Consider the following 17,428-nt stretch of genomic DNA (forward strand, 5'->3'; position numbering starts at 1 on the left):
CGCTCACCAGCCCATATGACCGCTGGAAAGCAGAAGGCCCCGGCAATTGCCGGGGCCTTCTGCATCACGAGGGGAGAGATTCAGAGGAAGATGAACTTGGCCACGAATATCGCGCACAGCGCATAAAGGCTGATGGTCACGTCCTTGTGGCGGCCGGTGAAGACCTTCATCGCCACATAGGTCACGAAGCCCAGGGCGATGCCGTCGGCGACCGAGAAGGTCAACGGCATCATGATCACGGTGACGATGGCCGGGATGGTCTCGGTGTGTTCGTTCCAGTCGATATGGGCCATGCCGCCCATCATCAGCATAGCGACGTAGATCAGCGCGCCGGCGGTGGCGTAGGCGGGGATCATGCCGGCCAGCGGGGCGAAGAACATCGCGGCTACAAACAGCACGCCCACCACCACCGCGGTGAGGCCGGTGCGGCCACCGGCGGCGACGCCCGCGGCGCTTTCCACGTAGCTGGTCACCGGCGGCACGCCGAGCACCGCGCCGAAGGCGCTGGAGGTGCTGTCGGCTTTCATGGCTTTCGACAGGTTCTCGATGCGACCGTCTTCACGCACCAGGTGCGCGCGCTGGGCGACGCCCATCAGGGTGCCGGCGGTGTCGAACATGTGCACGAACAGGAAGGCCAGGATCACGCTGATCATGGTCACGTTGAACGCGCCGGAAATATCCATCGCCATGAAGGTCGGCGCCAGGCTCGGTGGCATCGAGAACACGCCGCCGAACTGGACGATGCCCAGCGCGATACCGGCTACGGTCACGGTGAGGATGCTGATCAGAATGCCGCCGAACACGCGGCGGTATTCCAGTACCGCGATCATCAGGAAACAGATGGCGGCGAGCAGTGGGCCCGGGCTGGTCAGGTCGCCCAGGTGGACCAGGGTGGCGGGGCTGGCGACCACGATACCGGCGGTCTTCAGGCCGATCAGCCCGAGGAACAGGCCGACGCCGGCGCCCATGGCGAAGCGCAGGCTGACCGGGATGCTGTTGAGCAGCCATTCGCGGATGCGCGAGAAAGTCAGGATCATGAAGGCGATGCCGGAGATGAATACCGCGCCCAGCGCGATCTCCCAGCTGTAGTTCATGGTCTTGACCACGGTGTAGGTGAAGAAGGCGTTGAGTCCCATGCCCGGCGCCAGGCCCACCGGCCAGTTGGCATAGAGGCCCATCAAGAGGCAACCGAGCGCCGCGGCAAGGCAGGTCGCGACGAAGGCGGCGCCGTGGTCGATGCCGGCGTCGGCCATGATGTTGGGGTTGACGAAGATGATGTACGCCATGGTGATGAAGGTCGTGAGACCTGCGGCGAGTTCGGTCTTCACGGTGGTGCCGTGCTGGCTGAGCTTGAACAGGCGTTCGAGCAGGCCGGTGGCAGGCGGGCTGGTTGCAAAGGCTTGTTGTTCTTGTTTGGTGCTTTCCACAGCGGTACTCCTCAACGCTCTTGTTGTTGGTCCCTTGCCGTCGGCTGGTTCACCTGCGTCCCTTGCGCTAACGGAAAGAGTTGTGAGGGTGTGAATGTTGACCTTTGGGTCAGGAAGTCACGCCGCGATTATGCAGTTGTGTACAAAAAGTTCAAATAATGTTTAGTGTCTGGCGGAAAGATTTTTACAAGCAAAGCATCGGAATGGTCGCACGCTGACCTTCGCCAAGATCCTGCGCCGCGCGGCTTTGGAGCGGATTGGGAGTCGCTCGCGACGGCTGCACGATAGTGGCCACTTTGTGTACACTGTGCCCCATGCCTGGCCCGCGGCCAGCTTCACTCACGCCCCCACGGATTTCGCGCCGGTTCAACCCGGCTGAGCAGGGTTCGACTCCGATGACCGACCAGTTGCAACAGATCAGGAAGCAGCCGCGCAGTGGCAAGGCGCGCAGCGGCACTCAGGACGAGATCGTCTACGCGCACATCTTCGACGCCATCCTCGAACAGCGCCTGGCGCCCGGCACCAAGCTGAGCGAAGAGGCCCTCGGTGAAATCTTCGGCGTCAGCCGCACCATCATCCGTCGCGCCCTGTCGCGCCTGGCCCACGAGCAGGTCGTGCTGCTGCGTCCGAACCGTGGCGCCGTGGTGGCCAGCCCGAGCATCGACGAAGCCCGGCAGATTCTCTTCGCCCGCCGCACCGTCGAGCGTGCGATCACCGAACTGGCCGTGGACAATGCCAGCAGCGATACCCTCGCTGAGCTGCGCGACATGGTGAAACAGGAGCAATCCAGCTTCGCCCGCGGCGACCGCGGCGCCGGCATCCGCCTCTCCGGCGAATTCCACCTCAAGCTCGCCGAGATGGCCAAGAACGCGCCGCTGGTGGTGTTTCAGCGCAGCCTGGTGTCGCAGACCTCACTGATCATCGCCCAGTACGAAAGTGGCGGCCGCTCTCACTGCTCGTTCGACGAGCACAACGAAATCCTCGATGCCATCGAGAAAGGCGACAAAGAAAAGGCCGTGACCCTGATGATGCACCACATGGCGCACATCGACGACAAACTGAACCTGGACGTGGACGGAGCCTCCGGCGACCTGCACGCGGTGTTCTCGCACCTGCTGGCCGGCAAGAAGAAGCCGCGCCGCAGCAAGGCCGACGCCGACTCGGCGGCCTGATCGCCGAGCCAGAAAAAAAGCCCCGCGGATGCGGGGCTTTTTTGTTGGAGCAAGAACCGCTTCTCGTCTTCGTACTGGCACTGCGCCCCTAGAGACTTTTGGCGTTCTCCTCGGCCTGCTGCCAGCCGCCGCCGAGGGACTTGTAGAGCAACACCAGCGTGGTCGCCACGGCCTCGCGGCTGCGCACCTGCTGTTCCTCTGTGGCCAGCAGTTCGCGCTGGGCGCTGAGCACATTGAGGAAGTCCACGGCGCCGGCCTTGTACTGCTCGCGGGCGTTGGCCAGGGCGGTGCGGCCATGCTCGGCGGCCGTATCGAGGCTCGCCAGGCGGCGCTGGTCTGCAGCGTAGTCGGTGAGCGCGTCGTCCACTTCGCGCCAGGCGTTGAGTACGGTACGGCGGTAAGCGATGGCCGACTCCTGCTGTTGCGCCTCGCGCAGGGCGAGCGTGCCCTTCAGGCGACCGCCTTCGAAGATCGGTAGCGACAGGCTCGGGCCGATGCCGAAGGTGCGGCTGTTCCAGTCGCCGAAGTTGGACAGTTGCAGCGCCTGGAAGCCGAAGTTGCCGTTGAGGCTGATGCGCGGATAGAAGTCCGCCTTGGCTACGCCGATGCTGGCGGTGGCGACGTGCAGCGCGGCTTCGGCGCGGCGGATGTCCGGGCGGCGCTGGGCCAGCTCCGAAGGCAGGCCGACTGGTACGCCATGCGGTGGCTGCGGTAGAGGCTTGGCCTGGGCGAGTGAGGCCTGTAGCGCGCCGGGTGCTTCGCCGAGCAGGTAGCCCAGGGCGTTGATCAGCCGCGCCTGGCGCTTCTGGCTGTCGGGCAGGCGCGCTTCGATGCTGGCGACCTGGGTCAGCGCTTCTGCCACGTCGAGTTCGGTGGCGACTCCATCGGCGCGACGCAGGCGGGTCAGCTCCAGACTGCGCTGGGCGATCTTCAGGTTGCTGCGGATGATGGCTTCCAGGTCCTGCTCGGCGCGCAGTTGCAGGTAGTTGCGAGCGGTTTCTGCGAGCACCGAGACCAGCACGTCGCGGCGGCTTTCCGCAGTGGCCTGGACGTTGGCGTCAGCGGCTTCCAGTTCGCGGTGCACGCGGCCCCAGAAATCAAGCTCCCAGGACAGGTCGAAACCGCCGTCGAGCTGATTGAAATTGTCCTTGCCGGATTGGCCGGACGGGTCGCTCAGGCCGACCGCGCTATTGCGCTTGCGCTGGTAGCCCAGGTCCGCGCCGACATTGGGCACGGCATCGCCGCCCAGCGCCTGGCGGATCGCCCGGCTCTGCTGCAGGCGCGCGTCGGCTTCGCGCAGGTCGAGGTTGGCTTCCGCCACGCGGCGTTGCAGGTTGTTGAGCTGCGGGTCGCCCAGCAGCGTCCACCACTGCGCTTCCAGCGGCGCATTGAGCGTCTGGCTAGGCGTGTCTCCGCGCCGGGCGGACCAGTCCACCGCGTCGGCATCGCCTGGGCGCTGGAAGTCCGGGCCGACGCTACAAGCGCCGAGTGCCAGCAGGGCAAGCAGCAGAGGCGTGCGGGCGGCGATCATTGCGCAGCCACCTTCTGTTCTTTTTCGACGGTCTGGCCGGTTTGCTTTTCGGTATCTATCCGCGCAATCACCGACATGCCCACGCGCAGCCGGTCGCGCAGCGGCTGGTCGGCGTCGAGGACAATCTTCACCGGGATGCGCTGGACGATCTTGGTGAAGTTGCCGGTGGCGTTGTCCGGGGCGATGGGGGCGAAGCTCAGGCCGGTGGCCGGGGCGATGCTGTCGACGTGGCCGCGCAGCGTCTCGCCGGGGAAGGTGTCGATGCTGATTTCCACGGCCTGGCCGGGTTGCACCTCGGTCAGCTGGGTTTCCTGGAAGTTGCCGACCACGTAGGCGTTCTGCAGCGGCACCACCGCCAACAGCGCATTGCCCGGCGTGGTGTAGGCGCCGACGCGCACGGCGCGGCGGCCGACCATGCCGTCGAAGGGCGCGCGGATCTCGGTGTACGACAGGTTCAGTTGCGCCTGCTGCAGTTGCGCCTGGCCACGCTTCAGCGCGCCGAGGGCTTCGGCCTGCTGAGCCAGCAACACGTCGAGCTGCTTGCGGGCGGCGAGGGCGGCAGCCTTGTCCTTGTCCAGCACGGCCTTCGCCGAGTCGACGCGCGAGCGCGCCTGCTGGGCATTCTGCAGCGTGCCGGCGCCCTGGGTCGCGAGGTGCTGGTAGCGGTCCAGTTCCTGCGTGGCAAAGGTCAGCGCAGCCTGATCGGCCTGCACCTGGGCGGCACTCTGGGCGATCACCGCCTGCTGGCGTTCGAGGTCGGCGGCGACGTGGTGATGACGCGCCTCGGCGGCCAGCACGTCGGCCTCGGCGGCTTCCAGCGCGGCGTGGTAGTCACGGGCATCGATGCGCGCCAGGACCTGCCCCGCCTTCACCGACTGGTTGTCTTCCACCAGCACTTCCTCGATGAAACCGGCGACTTTCGGCGCCACCAGGGTGAAGTCGGCGTGGATATAGGCGTCGTCGGTGCTCTGCTCGCGGGTGGGGCCCAGCAGGCGCAGCAGCAGGTAGACGACGAGGGCGAGAAGCAGCACGGCAACCAGGGCCAGACTGCCGCGACGGGAGCTCAGTTTCGACATGGGCAGACCTTTCATTGATTAGGGACGACAGGGCGCGGCGGATAGACCCGCAGCGGCATCAGGGGAATCAGCACGAGCAGGGCGGCGGCCAGCCACGACATCGCCAGCAGTGTGTCGGAGGCGGCGAGCACGCCGGCCTGGCCACGCACCTGGCCGGCCAGGCGACCGATGTTCTCGGCGCCGCCCAGTTGCTCCAGGCGCAGGCCGAGAGCTTGGGAGGCGTTGCCCAGATGATCGACCAGGCGGTTGGAGTGGTAGTGCTCGCGCCAGGTCATGAGGAACGAGACGATGGCGCTGCCCATTACCGCCGAGAAACCGCGCACGCTGTTGAACCAGGCCGAGGCGAACGGTCCTTCGATGGGGGCGACGACGCTGGTGGCGGACATCAGTAGCGGCACGATGGCCATCGGCTGGCCGATAATCTGCAACGCCAGAAGCCAGTAGAAGTTCTCCCGCGTCCACTCGCTGGTGAGCTGGCTCATGCCGAAGGCCGAAAGCCCGCAGAGGCAGATGCCGATGGCCAGCACCCAGCGGCAGTCGACCCTAGGGATGTTGCACAGCGCGGCCACCAGCGGCAGCGAGAGCAGTTGCGGCAGCGCTACCAGCAGTGCCATGGGTGCCGATTGCAGCGGCCGATAGCCGTGCGCCGAGGCGAGGTAGGACGCCGGCACGCCGGAGCATGCGCCGAGCACCACCAGCACGCCGGCCAGGGTGATCAGTGCGTGGGTGAAATTGCGCCGCTTGAGGATGTCCAGGCGGAAGAAGGGCAGCGGGTGCGTCCATTCGTTGATGAAAAAGGCTGCCAGCAGTCCGGCGCCGCCGATGACCAGCAGGACGACCAGATCGGATTCGAACCAGTCCAGCCGCTCGCCCTGCAGCAGGCCCATCACCAGCATCAGGATGCCCGGCAGGCCGAGGGCAAGGCCGAGGTAATCGAACTGGCGCAGGCGCTCCAGGCGCAGCGGGTCCTGCGGGATGCCCCAGGCGACGGCGGCCAGCGCGACCGCGCAAAGCGGGATGACCTGCCAGAACACCCACTGCCAGCCGACGAACTCTGTCCACAGCGCTGCCAGCGGCATACCCAGGTTCGGCGCAAAGGTGGCAGTCAGTGCGTAGGCGCCCAGGCCGTAGAGCTTGATCCCCGGCGGCAGGAAGCGCAGTGCCACGGTCATCAGCATCGGCGGCATACAGCCGCCGGCGAATCCCTGCAGCAGGCGCAGCAGGTAGAGCGTCTCGACGTTCGGCGCGAACGGGCAGAGCAGCGCGAGCAGGGCGAAGCAGGCGATGGCGCCGAGGGTGAAGCGGCGCAGCGACACGGTGACCGAGAACCAGGGCGCGAAGGCCATGGCGGCAACTTGCGCCGCCGAGTACAGGGCGATCAGCCAGGTGCCTTCGTCGTGGCCGATGGACAGCGCGCCACGCACGTCGGTCATGGCCAGGTCGGTGACTTTTTCGTTGAGGCCGGCGCTGAGGGAGGCGATCAGCACGCCGATCATGCCGACCACGATGCGCAGACCGAATGGCTGGGCAACAGGGGCGGCAGGCTTCGCGGGTTGCGGGCTGGTGGCGGAAATCGGGGCGAGCGCGGTCATGGCCGGCCTCCACGGGGATGGCCGATACCGCCGCCCTGGGGCGGTGCTGTGCAAGGCATAGGAATCAACTCGGGTATTTGCGACCGAGTCTAGGGAAGGGCGATAGCTGTGGAAATTGAAATGATTGCAGCTAATTAGTGCGCTGGGTGCACTTTATGTGCGGTCAGCCCAGCAGCCCGGAGCTCTCGCGCAATTCGATGCAGACGCGCTTCACCGTTTGCCGCAGCCAACTGTGCGCGGGGTCATTGTCGAAGCGTGGGTGCCAGGCCTGGATGATCACCACCGATTTGAGCGGCAACGGAATGTCGAACTGGCGCAGGGCGAAGCCCAGGCGGTCCAGGCGCCATAGCGAGTGCTCCGGAATGGGCAGCACCAGGTCGGACTCCAGCAGCGCGAAGATCGAAGAATGGAAGGTCGGGGCGGTCAGGCGTATTTCCCGTTGCAGCCCAAGGTTGGCCAGTTCTTCGTCAATCGGTCCGCGGGATTTGCCGCGCCGCGACACGCTGACCTGAGGGAAGGAGGCGAAGCGCTCTGCGGTAATTTCGTCGTTGAAGATGGGGTGGTCGCGCCGCGCCAGGCCGACGAAGTTGGTGGTGAACAGCGTTTGCGTGCGGATTTCCGGCTCGAGCGTGGAGGCGCCACCGATATACAGGTCGATGCGGTTCTGCCGCAGGGCTTCATCGTCGAAGTCGGCTTCCGGTGCGATGCGCAGGCTGCAGCGCGGCGCTTCTTCCTTCATCACCGCGAGCATGCGCGAGGCGAAACCGCCCACCAGCACGTTGTTGGAACGCAGCACGAAACAGCGTTCGAGCTGGTCCATGCGCAGGTTTTCCTTGGCGTTGAACAGGCGCATGGCGTGTTCCACCAGGTCGCTGACTTCTTCGCGTAATTGCAGCGCTCGCGGCGTGGGCACCAGGCTGCGCCCGGCGCGAACCATGATCGGATCGCCCACCGCCTCGCGAATGCGCGACAGGGTACGGCTCATCGCCGGTGGGCTGAGGTGCATGCGCCGCGCAGCGCCGACCACGCTGCCCTCTTCGAGCAGAATATTGAGGGCGACCAGCAGGTTGAGATCGGGCAGGGCCATGGCGACTCCGGAGGGTTGGCGCAATGTCATTCATGTTCCATTGCGACGGGCCCGATGGGCAAGCGTGCGTTTCATGCAATGGTCCTTTACGTTTTGCGTGCCTTTACGCTCCGCGCGGTGGCCCGAAGAATGGTGGCGGATTTCGTTTCACCAAGGAGAAAGGCATGTTCAAACGGGTTCTTCTGGCCATCGACGGCGCACCGCAGTCACCGCGCATTATCGCGACAGCTGGTGAGCTGGCACGTTGCAACGGGGCGCAGGTACATGTGGTTTGCGCGGTGGACCGTGCCTTCGCCATGCCGCGGCAGGACGCCCTGGAGTACCCGCCGGCCGAACAGGAACAACACGAGGCGCAGGCGCTGGTGGACGAGGCGGTGGCGCAGTTGCAGCCCTGTGTTGCGTCGGGCGCCGTGGTGGCGGGTGATCCGGCACGGGCTATCCTGCGCGAGGCCGAGAGGCTGGAGTGCGACCTGATCGTGATCGGTCACCGGCACCTGGGACGCATCGAACGGCTGCTGGACCCCTCTGTGGGGCAGCGGGTGATCGAGCGGGCGCCGTGTCCGGTGCTGGTCGAGGTGCGGGAGTAGGAGCGCCTGTTGGCTCCGTGCCGTGCGGTGCGGTTCGCGAGCAAGGACTAGGCGTCCCCCTCGGTCCTACAGGTCAACGCCGGCGTGCTCTTCGTAGGAGCGAGCTTGCTCGCGAACCCTACCGGATTCCGATATTGCCGGCTAACGCCGAGGCTCCTTGCAGGAGCCGGCCATGCCCGCGATCGCGCGCTTGGCGCGCTCCTACCTGGGTGGATTTACGCGGGGTTGCCGCGCAAAGGTGCCGGAAAGAAAAGCGGCCCCGGCGCCGGGTTGGTCCTGAGCGAGGACCCGGCGCCGGAGCCGTAAGGGGTCAACCGCGGCGATGCACGTTGCGGCCGTGCGCGAAGGTCTCCTTCACGGTACGGTCGTCGCCGAGGATGACCAGTGCGAAGAGTTTCTCCTCCAGGGTCTTCGCCTGTTGCAGGCGATAGTCCAGCAGCGGGGTGGCTTTGTAGTCGAGGACTACGAAGTCGGCCTCGTTGCCCTGGGCGAAGCTGCCGACCTTGTCGTCCAGCTCCAGCGCGCGGGCGCCGCCGAGGGTGGCCAGGTACAGCGACTTGAACGGGTCGAGCTTGATGCCCTGCAGCTGCATGACCTTGTAGGCCTCGTTCAGCGATTGCAACTGGGAGAAGCTGGTGCCGGCGCCGACGTCGGTGCCCAGGCCGACCTTGACCTTGTGCTTCTCCAGCTTCGCCAGGTCAAACAGGCCGCTACCCAGGAACAGGTTGGAGGTCGGGCAGAAGGCCACAGCCGAGCCGGTTTCCGCCAGGCGCTGGCATTCGCCGTCGCACAGGTGCACGCCGTGGGCAAACACCGAGCGCGGGCCGAGCAGGCCGTGGTGGTCATAGACGTCCAGGTAGCCCTTGCGCTCCGGGAACAGTTCCTTGACCCACTCGATTTCCTTGAGGTTTTCCGACAGGTGCGTGTGCAGGTACACGCCCGGATGCTCCTTGAGCAGACGGCCGGCGGCGTCCAGCTGTTCCGGGGTACTTGTGGGCGCGAAGCGCGGGGTCACTGCGTAGAGCAGGCGGCCCTTGCCGTGCCAGCGCTCGATCAGCGCCTTGCTGTCGGTGTAGCTGGTTTCGGCGGTGTCGGTAAGGTAGTCCGGCGCGTTGCGGTCCATCATCACCTTGCCGGCGATCAGGCGCAGGTCGAGCTTCTGCGCGGCGCCGAACAGCGCGTCCACCGACTGCGGGTGCACGGTGCCGAATACCAGCGCGGTGGTGGTGCCGGCGCGCAGCAGTTCCTTGAGGAAGATACCGGCGACATCGGCGGCGTGGGCCGGGTCGGCGAACTGCTTCTCGGTGGGGAATGTGTAGGTGTTCAGCCAGTCCAGCAGTTGCTCGCCGTAAGAGGCGATCATGCCGGTCTGCGGGTAGTGGATGTGAGTGTCGATGAAGCCAGGAGTGATCAGCGCGTCGCGGTATTCCACCACTTCGACGCCGCCCAGTTGCGGCAGCAGGTCGGCAGCGTTGCCCAGGCGGGCGACCTTGCCGTCTTCTACCAGCAGGATGCCGTCCTCGAAGTACTGGTAGGACTTCTCTGCGCCGACTTTGGCGGGGTCAGCGACGCTGTGCAGGATGCTGGCGCGGTAGGCTTTGGCTTGAGTGCTCATCGATCTCTCTTCAGTCGTGTTTCGGGGCCGGAGCGCGCACAGGCGCCGCGGCGGGATGGGCATGCGCCCATGCTACGGAAATTTCAGGCGCCGCTTTCGGCAGTACGCGCACGGCGGCTGGTGGGTAACAGTTTGGCTACGGTGTTCTCACCCTTGCCGGTCTCCTGACCGAAGGTGGCGTTGTAAGTGGCGATGACCTCGCCGGCGATGGACACGGCGATCTCCACCGGCAGCTTGCCCTTCACCTCGCTGATGCCCATGGGGCAGCGCATGCGCTGCACGGTGTCGGCGGCGAAGCCGCGGTCGCGCAGGCGATGTTCGAACTTGGCGCGCTTGGTGTCGGAGCCGATCAGGCCGAAGTAGGTGAAGTCGTTGCGTTCGAGGATCTTCGCGGTCAGCTCCAGGTCCAGCGCGTGATTGTGGGTCATGACGATGAAGTAGCTGCCGGTGGGCATTTCGTCGATCTCGTCGATCACTTCCTCGTTGATCACGCGGGTCACGCCTTCGGGGATGTAGGCGGGGAACTCGGCCTCGCGGGAGTCGATCCAGCGTACCTTGCACGGCAGGCTGGCGAGCAGCGGCACCAGTGCGCGGCCGACGTGGCCGGCGCCGAACACGGCGATGTGCGCCTGGGGCTGGCCCATGGGTTCGAACAGCAGCACGGTGGCGCCGCCGCAGCATTGGCCGAGGCTGGCACCGAGGCTGAAGCGCTCCAGTTTCGGCTCGCGCTCGCGGTTCTGCAGCATCTCGCGGGCGATGGCCATGGCCTTGAACTCGAGGTGGCCGCCGCCGATGGTGTCGTAGAGCTTGTCGGCGCTGACCACCATCTTCGAGCCGGCATTGCGCGGGGTCGAGCCGCGCTCTTCGATGATGGTCACCAGCACGCTGGCTTCGGCGCGCTGTTGCAGGTCGGCGAGGGCACTGATCCAGTTCATCGTGGCGAACCTCAAGAGGTGATCTCTTTGTAGGAGCGAGCTTGCTCGAGAATGGTCTTCCCGGCGGCTCTGGCGCTGGGACAGTTTGCGAGCAAGGACTAGGCGTCCCCCTCGCTCCTACAGGTTTCTGAAAGGGTGGGGCCGCGCTGGCAGGGTGGAGGACGGAAGTGGGGACGCCTCTCCCTGCCAGCGCTGCCCCATGGCTACGTCACGCCGGCTCGACCTGAGCCGGTGCCTTTTCGGCCTGGGCCAGCTTCAGCTTACGCATCTGCTCCACGCCCCAAAGCACGCGCTCGGGGGTGGCCGGAGCGTCGATCTGCGGCTGGGCGCGGTAGTCGGCCAGGCTGGCCACGGCGTCCTTGATCGCGCAGAACACCGAGATGCCGAGCATGAACGGCGGCTCGCCGACGGCCTTGGAGTGGAATACCGTCTGCTCCGGGTTCTTGCGGTTCTCCACCAGCTTCACCCGCAGATCGATGGGCATGTCGGCGATGGCTGGGATCTTGTAGCTTGCCGGGCCGTTGGTCATCAGCTTGCCCTTGGCGTTCCAGACCAGCTCTTCCATGGTCAGCCAGCCCATGCCCTGGACGAATCCGCCTTCCACCTGGCCGATGTCGATGGCCGGGTTCAGCGAGGCGCCGACGTCGTGGAGGATGTCGCTGCGCAGCATCTTGTACTCGCCGGTGAGGGTGTCGACGATCACTTCCGAGCACGATACGCCGTAGGCGAAGTAGTAGAACGGCCGGCCGCGCGCCTGGCTGCGGTCGTAGAATATCTTCGGCGTGCGGTAGAAGCCGGTGGATGACAGCGATACCTGGCCGAAGTAGGCCTGCTGTACCAGCTCCTCGAAGGGCAGGATCTGGTCGCGCACGCGCACCTGGTTGTTGCGGAACTCGACGTCTTCCTCGGTCACCTTCCAGTGCTTGGCGGCGAATTCCACCAGGCGCTGCTTGAGAGTTTCGGCGGCGTTCTGCGCGGCCTTGCCGTTCAGGTCGGCGCCGGAGGAGGCAGCGGTCGGCGAGGTGTTGGGCACCTTGTCGGTGTTGGTCGCAGTGATCTGCACGCGGTCGATGTCGACCTGGAAGACCTCGGCCACCACCTGGGCGACCTTGGTGTTCAGGCCCTGGCCCATCTCGGTGCCGCCGTGGTTCAGGTGGATGCTGCCGTCGGTGTAGATGTGGATCAGCGCGCCAGCCTGGTTCAAGAAGGTGGCGGTGAAGCTGATGCCGAATTTCACCGGGGTCAGCGACAGGCCTTTCTTCAACACCGGGCTGCCTGCGTTGAATTCGCGGATTTCGGCGCGGCGCTTGGCATACTCGGCGCTGGCTTCCAGCTCCTCGGTCATTTCCTGCAGCAGGTTGTGCTCTACCTGCTGGTAGTAGTGAGTGACGTTGCGCTCGTCCTTGCCGTAGTAGTTGCGCTTGCGCACTTCCAGCGGGTCTTTGCCGAGGTGGCGGGCGACCGCGTCCATGATTTCCTCGATGGCGACCATGCCCTGCGGGCCGCCGAAACCGCGGTAGGCGGTGTTCGACGCGGTGTTGGTCTTGCAGCGGTGGCCGTTCACCGTGGCGTTGCCGAGGAAGTAGGCGTTGTCGGAGTGGAACATCGCGCGGTCGACGATGGAGCCGGAGAGGTCCGGCGAGTAGCCGCAGTTGCCGGCCAGCTCGATGTGGATGCCGTGCAGCAGGCCGTCGTCCTCGAAGCCCACGTCGTATTCGACGTAGAAGGGGTGGCGCTTGCCGGTCATCTGCATGTCTTCGACGCGCGGCAGGCGCATCTTCGCCGGGCGACCGGTGAGGCGCGCGATCACCGCGCACAGGCACGCCGGTGCGGCAGCCTGGGTTTCCTTGCCACCGAAGCCGCCGCCCATGCGGCGCATGTCGATGACGACCTTGTTGAAGGAGATGCCCAGCACTTCGGCGACCAGCTTCTGCACTTCGGTGGGGTTCTGCGTCGAGGTGTAGACGATCACGCCGCCGTCTTCGGTAGGCATCACCGAGGAAATCTGTGTCTCCAGGTAGAAGTGTTCCTGGCCGCCGATGTGCAGGGTGCCCTGAATGCGGTTCGGCGCGGTGGCGAGCTTGGCTTCGGAATCACCGATCTTGTGCTGGTGGCTGTCGAGCACGAAGTGCTTCTTGTGCAGCGCTTCGACCACGTCGAGCACCGGCTCCAGGTCTTCGTACTCGATGATCGCGGCCATGGCGGCCTTGCGTGCGGTTTCCAGGCTGTCGGCGGCGACGGCGATGACCATCTGGCCGACGTACTCGACCTTGCCATCCGCCAGCAGCGGGTCACCGGCGACGACCGGGCCGATGTCCAGCTGGCCAGGCACGTCATCCTTGGTGATGGCGATGGCGACGCCGGGGAACTGGTAGCAGGGGCTGACGTCCAGCTTGGTGATGCGCGCATGGGCGCGGTCGCTCATGCGGGCATAGACGTGCAACTGGTTGGGGAACTCCAGGCGGTCGTCGATGTAGATCGCTTCGCCGCTGACGTGCTTGGGCGCGCTCTCGTGCTTGACGCTGCGGCCCACGCCGGTGGTGAGGTCGGCGCGGAACAGGGCAGTGAGTTCTTCCTGGCTCTTCTGGGGCTTATGCATAGTGGGTCACCCGGGTCACGGCCTGAGGGGCTTCCAGTTCCAGGAAGCACTTGCGCAGCAGGTTCTGCGCGGTGAGCAGGCGGTATTCCTTGCTCGCACGGAAGTCGGTGAGCGGAGCGAAGTCCTCGCTCAGTGCCTGCGCGGCACGCTCGAAGGTGGCGCTGTTGAAGGTCTGGCCGAGCAGTGCGGCTTCGCAGGCGGCGGCGCGTTTCGGGATGGCGGCCATACCGCCGAAGCCGGTGCGCACGGCGGTGATCCGGCAGTTCTCCACGGTCAGGTTGAAGGCCGCGCAAACGGCGGAGATGTCGTCGTCCAGGCGCTTGGAGACCTTGTAGGCGCGGAACGCCTGGCTGGCCTGCGGGCGCGGGATGATCACCTGCTCGATGAACTCGCCTTCCTGGCGCGCGGTGACCTTGTAGTCGATGAAGTATTCGTCGATCGGCAGTTCGCGACGTTCGTTGCCCTTGCGCAGTACCAGGCGCGCGCCCAGTGCGATCAGCAGCGGCGGCGAGTCGCCGATGGGCGAGGCGTTGCCGATGTTGCCGCCCAGGGTGCCCTGGTTGCGGATCTGCAGCGAGGCGAAGCGGTGCAGCAACTCGCCGAAGTCCGGGTAGTCGCGGGCCAGGGTTTCGTAGCAGTCGGTCAGTGGAGTCGCGGCGCCGATCTCGATGTGATCGTCGAAGACTTCGACGCGCTTCATTTCCTCGACGTGGCCAACGTAGATCATTACCGGCAGTTCGCGGTGGAACTGGGTGACTTCCAGGGCCAGGTCGGTGCCGCCGGCGAGCAGGCGCGCCTGCGGGTTGGCGGTGTAGATGTCGGCCAGGTCGGCGATGGTCAGCGGCAGCAGGCAGCGCTTGTCGCCGCTGTTCAGCTCGGCGGTTTCGCGCGGGGCGATGGCTTTCAGCTGGGCGATGATCTCGGGCTGGGCAACATCGAACTGGTCCGGCTGCTTCTGGCAGCAGGATTGCTCGGCGGCGTCGAGGATCGGGCGGTAGCCGGTGCAGCGGCACAGGTTGCCGGCCAGCGCTTCATGGGCCTCGGCCTTGCGCTCTTCGGCGGTCTCGCCTGCGGTGTTCTTCTGCAGGGCGAACAGCGACATGACGAAGCCGGGGGTGCAGAAGCCGCACTGCGAACCGTGGCAATCGACCATGGCCTGCTGCACGCCGTGCAGTTCGCCGCGGTGCTTCAAGTCATCGACGCTGATCAGCTGCTTGCCGTGCAGCGACGAGACGAAGGTCAGGCAGGAGTTGAGGGTGCGGTAGCGGATGCGCTCGGCGCCTTCTTCGCCGACCAGTTCACCGACGACCACCGTGCAGGCACCGCAGTCACCGGAGGCGCAGCCCTCCTTGGTGCCTGTCTTGCCCAGGTTCTGGCGCAGGTAGTTGAGCACGGTGAGATTGGGATCGAGGCGGTCTTCGACACGCAGCTCGCGATTGAGCAGGAACCTGATCAAGGCTTGCCTCCAGGCTGATTCTTGTTTTTGGTAGGGCACTGGAGGCGAATCTATGGAAAGCTGACTTTTGAGTCAATAAAATTTCTGTCTCAATGGTCAGAAAGTTTTTCGGCGGGTGATGAATGGTGTGATGGGGGCAGATAGGCGGGCGCTCCTGCCGCTCCGTAGGGCGCATAACGCGCCAGCGTTCTCCGCCGCGGGGCAACGGCGGATAACCCGTCCCGGGTTATGCGCCTTACATCCTGCGCTCCACGCCATCCTGCGTAGAGCGGCGGATTCAAGAAGGCAGAAAGAAAAAAGGCGGCAAGCCGGGGTAGGGCTTGCCGCCAAGGCGTGGAACTCGTCGATCAGGCCTGCTGGGTAGCGCTCAGCTGGTATTCCTCGCCGGCGTAATAGGCGCGCACGCGGCGGTCCATCACCGCCCGCCAGAGCGGTGGGAACAGCGCGAGGACGATCATCCCGGCGTAACCGTTGGGCAACTGCGGGCTCTCGTCGAAGTGCCGCAGCACCTGGTAGCGGCGCTTGGCGTTGGCGTGGTGGTCGGAATGGCGCTGCAGGTGGAAGAGGAACAGGTTGGTCAGCAGGAAGTTGCTGTTCCAGGAGTGCTCATGGGTGGTTCGCTCGTAGCGCCCGGTGTCCAGGCGGCGGCGGTGCAGGCCGTAGTGCTCGACGTAGTTGACGATCTCCAGCAGTGTGAAGGCCATCACCGACTGGCCGATGAAGTACACCGCGCCGATCCAGCCAAAGGCGACGCTGAAGCCGACCAGGAACAGCGCGCTGATCACGTACCACCAGATCAGTTCGTTGCGCCAGTGCAGCGCCGGCAGGCCCTTGCGCTTGAGACGTTCGGTCTCCAGCCGCCAGGCATTGAGGAAGTTGTGCTTGTAGGCGTGGGGCAGGAAGGCGTACAGGCTCTGGCCGTAGCGCGAGGACGAGGCGTCTTCCGGTGTGGAGACATGCACGTGGTGGCCGCGCACGTGCTCCACCTTGAAGCCCGCGTAGCAAACCGCCGCCAGCAGCAGGCCTCCGGCGTTCTGCTCAAGTTCCGGGTCCTTGTGGATCAGTTCGTGGGAGACGGTGATGCCGATGGCGCCCATGACCGTGCCGACCGACAGAATCCAGCCGAGCTGACCGACCCAGTTCCAGGCGTCATACGTGGCCAGCACCCAGCCGCCGTAGACCAGCATGCCCAGCAGCAGCGGCACGGTCAGCAGGCTGAGGAAGCGGTAGTAACCCTCGCGCTCCATGGGCGGGACTTCTTCGACCTCGTCGGGGTTGGCCGGGTCGCGGCCGACCACGAAGTCCAGCAATGGGATCACCCCGAATACCACGGTGATAACCAGCCAGGGCCAGGCGTTGGGGTATTGACTGCCATAGGACCACCAGTAGCTGACGGGAATACCGAATACGGGAACCAGCCAGATCCAGTAGCCGGCTTTTTTAAGACGCAACATCCAGGCAGGGGAAAGAAACAAGGCGAACATGGACGACTCCCGATACGTCTTTTATGTAGGATTGTCAGACAATCCTGCGCCTGATCCATCGGAAGCACGCACCAACCTTTGTTCTGTCGTCCCCCTTGGGCGGGGGATGGCGCGGTAACACCCTGTGTTACACTTCGCGTCCGCAATACCCCCTCGAAAGCGCCCCGATTCTTAAGGACAACCATGACGTTCAAGGCCCCGGACAGCCTGGCTGAGCAGATCGCGCATCACCTTGCCGAACGCATCATCCGGGGCGAACTCAAGGAACGCGAGCGTATCCAGGAGCAGAAGGTCACTCAGACCCTCAATGTCAGCCGCGGCTCGGTCCGCGAAGCGCTGCTGATCCTCGAGCGCCGCCATCTGGTCGTCATCCTGCCGCGGCGCGGTGCGCAGGTTTCCGAACTGTCCGCCGCGCACGTCGAAAGCCTCTATTCGCTGGTGATGGAGCTCTACATCATGCTCGCCAGCAGCGTGGCGCGGACTTGGCGCGAAGAAGCCGACCTGGCGCCGTTCATGGCGATCCAGCAGCGCCTGCTGGACGAACTCGAGCGCGGAGACATCAACGCCTTCGTCGAATCCAGCTTCGACATCATGCGCGCCGCCTTCCCGTTCGCCGCCAACCCCTACCTGCAGGAAACCGTGGAAAATCTCCTGCCGGCCATCAGTCGCACCTATCATCTGGCCCTGGAACGCCGCAAAGGCGAGATGAGTCAGTTCATTGGCAGCTTCGAAAACCTGCTGCGCGCGGTGGTGGGCCGCGACGAGGCGGGCATCCGCGAGGTCCTGCTCGACTACGGTAGGCACAACAGCCAACTGGTCCTGGCCGCACTGGCTGAACGATAAGCTCTCAATAAGAGACGGAAAGGG

General features: G+C 65.3%; 13 protein-coding genes. 3 read left to right on the forward strand and 10 right to left on the reverse strand.

Going from position 1 to position 17,428, the window contains the following annotated elements:
- Positions 1 to 80: 80 nt before the first annotated feature.
- The gene (locus IB274_RS15980) at positions 81 to 1,427 is read right to left on the reverse strand and encodes an NCS2 family permease (RefSeq protein WP_192432900.1); all 1,347 of its coding nucleotides are present in this window, start codon (positions 1,425 to 1,427) and stop codon (positions 81 to 83) included.
- Between the two features lie 395 nt (positions 1,428 to 1,822).
- Between IB274_RS15980 and IB274_RS15985 the strand changes: the two genes are divergently transcribed.
- Positions 1,823 to 2,599 (forward strand): GntR family transcriptional regulator, encoded by a 777-nt coding sequence (locus IB274_RS15985; protein ID WP_192432901.1) that lies wholly within the window; start codon positions 1,823 to 1,825, stop codon positions 2,597 to 2,599.
- A gap of 88 nt (positions 2,600 to 2,687) precedes the next feature.
- Here IB274_RS15985 and IB274_RS15990 read toward each other — a convergent pair whose 3' ends face one another.
- The 4 genes from IB274_RS15990 to IB274_RS16005 all read right to left on the reverse strand — a co-directional run bounded on the left by IB274_RS15990 (position 2,688) and on the right by IB274_RS16005 (position 7,885).
- Positions 2,688 to 4,130: an efflux transporter outer membrane subunit gene (locus IB274_RS15990; RefSeq protein WP_192432902.1), complete on the reverse strand. Its 1,443-nt coding sequence runs from the start codon at positions 4,128 to 4,130 to the stop codon at positions 2,688 to 2,690.
- Positions 4,127 to 5,206, reverse strand: coding sequence for an HlyD family secretion protein (locus IB274_RS15995; RefSeq protein ID WP_192432903.1), 1,080 nt, complete (start codon positions 5,204 to 5,206; stop codon positions 4,127 to 4,129). Before IB274_RS15995 ends, IB274_RS15990 begins: the two co-directional genes overlap by 4 nt.
- Before the next feature lie 11 nt (positions 5,207 to 5,217).
- Positions 5,218 to 6,798, reverse strand: coding sequence for an MFS transporter (locus tag IB274_RS16000; protein ID WP_192432904.1), 1,581 nt, complete (start codon positions 6,796 to 6,798; stop codon positions 5,218 to 5,220).
- 163 nt (positions 6,799 to 6,961) lie between these two features.
- Positions 6,962 to 7,885 carry a LysR family transcriptional regulator gene (locus IB274_RS16005; RefSeq protein WP_192432905.1) on the reverse strand — a complete coding sequence of 308 codons (924 nt, stop codon included), beginning with the start codon at positions 7,883 to 7,885 and terminating at the stop codon, positions 6,962 to 6,964.
- Positions 7,886 to 8,049: 164 nt separating this feature from the next.
- On the opposite strand from IB274_RS16005, the gene IB274_RS16010 reads away from it, so the two are divergent.
- Positions 8,050 to 8,472 carry a universal stress protein gene (locus tag IB274_RS16010; RefSeq protein ID WP_192432906.1) on the forward strand — a complete coding sequence of 141 codons (423 nt, stop codon included), beginning with the start codon at positions 8,050 to 8,052 and terminating at the stop codon, positions 8,470 to 8,472.
- Positions 8,473 to 8,782: 310 nt separating this feature from the next.
- On the opposite strand, the gene guaD is transcribed toward IB274_RS16010, so the two are convergent.
- The 5 genes from guaD to IB274_RS16035 all read right to left on the reverse strand — a co-directional run bounded on the left by guaD (position 8,783) and on the right by IB274_RS16035 (position 16,561).
- On the reverse strand, positions 8,783 to 10,087 hold the full coding sequence (guaD, locus tag IB274_RS16015; protein WP_192432907.1) for a guanine deaminase: 1,305 nt from the start codon (positions 10,085 to 10,087) through the stop codon (positions 8,783 to 8,785).
- 83 nt (positions 10,088 to 10,170) lie between these two features.
- Entirely contained in the window at positions 10,171 to 11,022 is an 852-nt protein-coding gene (xdhC, locus tag IB274_RS16020) for a xanthine dehydrogenase accessory protein XdhC (protein ID WP_192432908.1), read from the reverse strand.
- A 208-nt stretch (positions 11,023 to 11,230) separates the two neighbouring features.
- Positions 11,231 to 13,621 (reverse strand): xanthine dehydrogenase molybdopterin binding subunit, encoded by a 2,391-nt coding sequence (gene xdhB, locus IB274_RS16025; protein WP_192432909.1) that lies wholly within the window; start codon positions 13,619 to 13,621, stop codon positions 11,231 to 11,233.
- On the reverse strand, positions 13,614 to 15,077 hold the full coding sequence (xdhA, locus tag IB274_RS16030) for a xanthine dehydrogenase small subunit (RefSeq protein WP_192432910.1): 1,464 nt from the start codon (positions 15,075 to 15,077) through the stop codon (positions 13,614 to 13,616). Before xdhA ends, xdhB begins: the two co-directional genes overlap by 8 nt.
- A gap of 347 nt (positions 15,078 to 15,424) precedes the next feature.
- Complete coding sequence (locus IB274_RS16035; protein ID WP_192432911.1) at positions 15,425 to 16,561, reverse strand: alkane 1-monooxygenase; 1,137 nt, start codon at positions 16,559 to 16,561, stop codon at positions 15,425 to 15,427.
- Between the two features lie 183 nt (positions 16,562 to 16,744).
- On the opposite strand from IB274_RS16035, the gene IB274_RS16040 reads away from it, so the two are divergent.
- A complete protein-coding gene (locus IB274_RS16040) occupies positions 16,745 to 17,404 on the forward strand; it encodes a GntR family transcriptional regulator (RefSeq protein ID WP_081518575.1) in 660 nt (219 codons plus the stop codon).
- Positions 17,405 to 17,428: the final 24 nt, after the last annotated feature.

The sequence above is a fragment of the Pseudomonas sp. PDM18 genome (genome assembly GCF_014852585.1).
In the GTDB taxonomy this organism is placed as follows: domain Bacteria; phylum Pseudomonadota; class Gammaproteobacteria; order Pseudomonadales; family Pseudomonadaceae; genus Pseudomonas.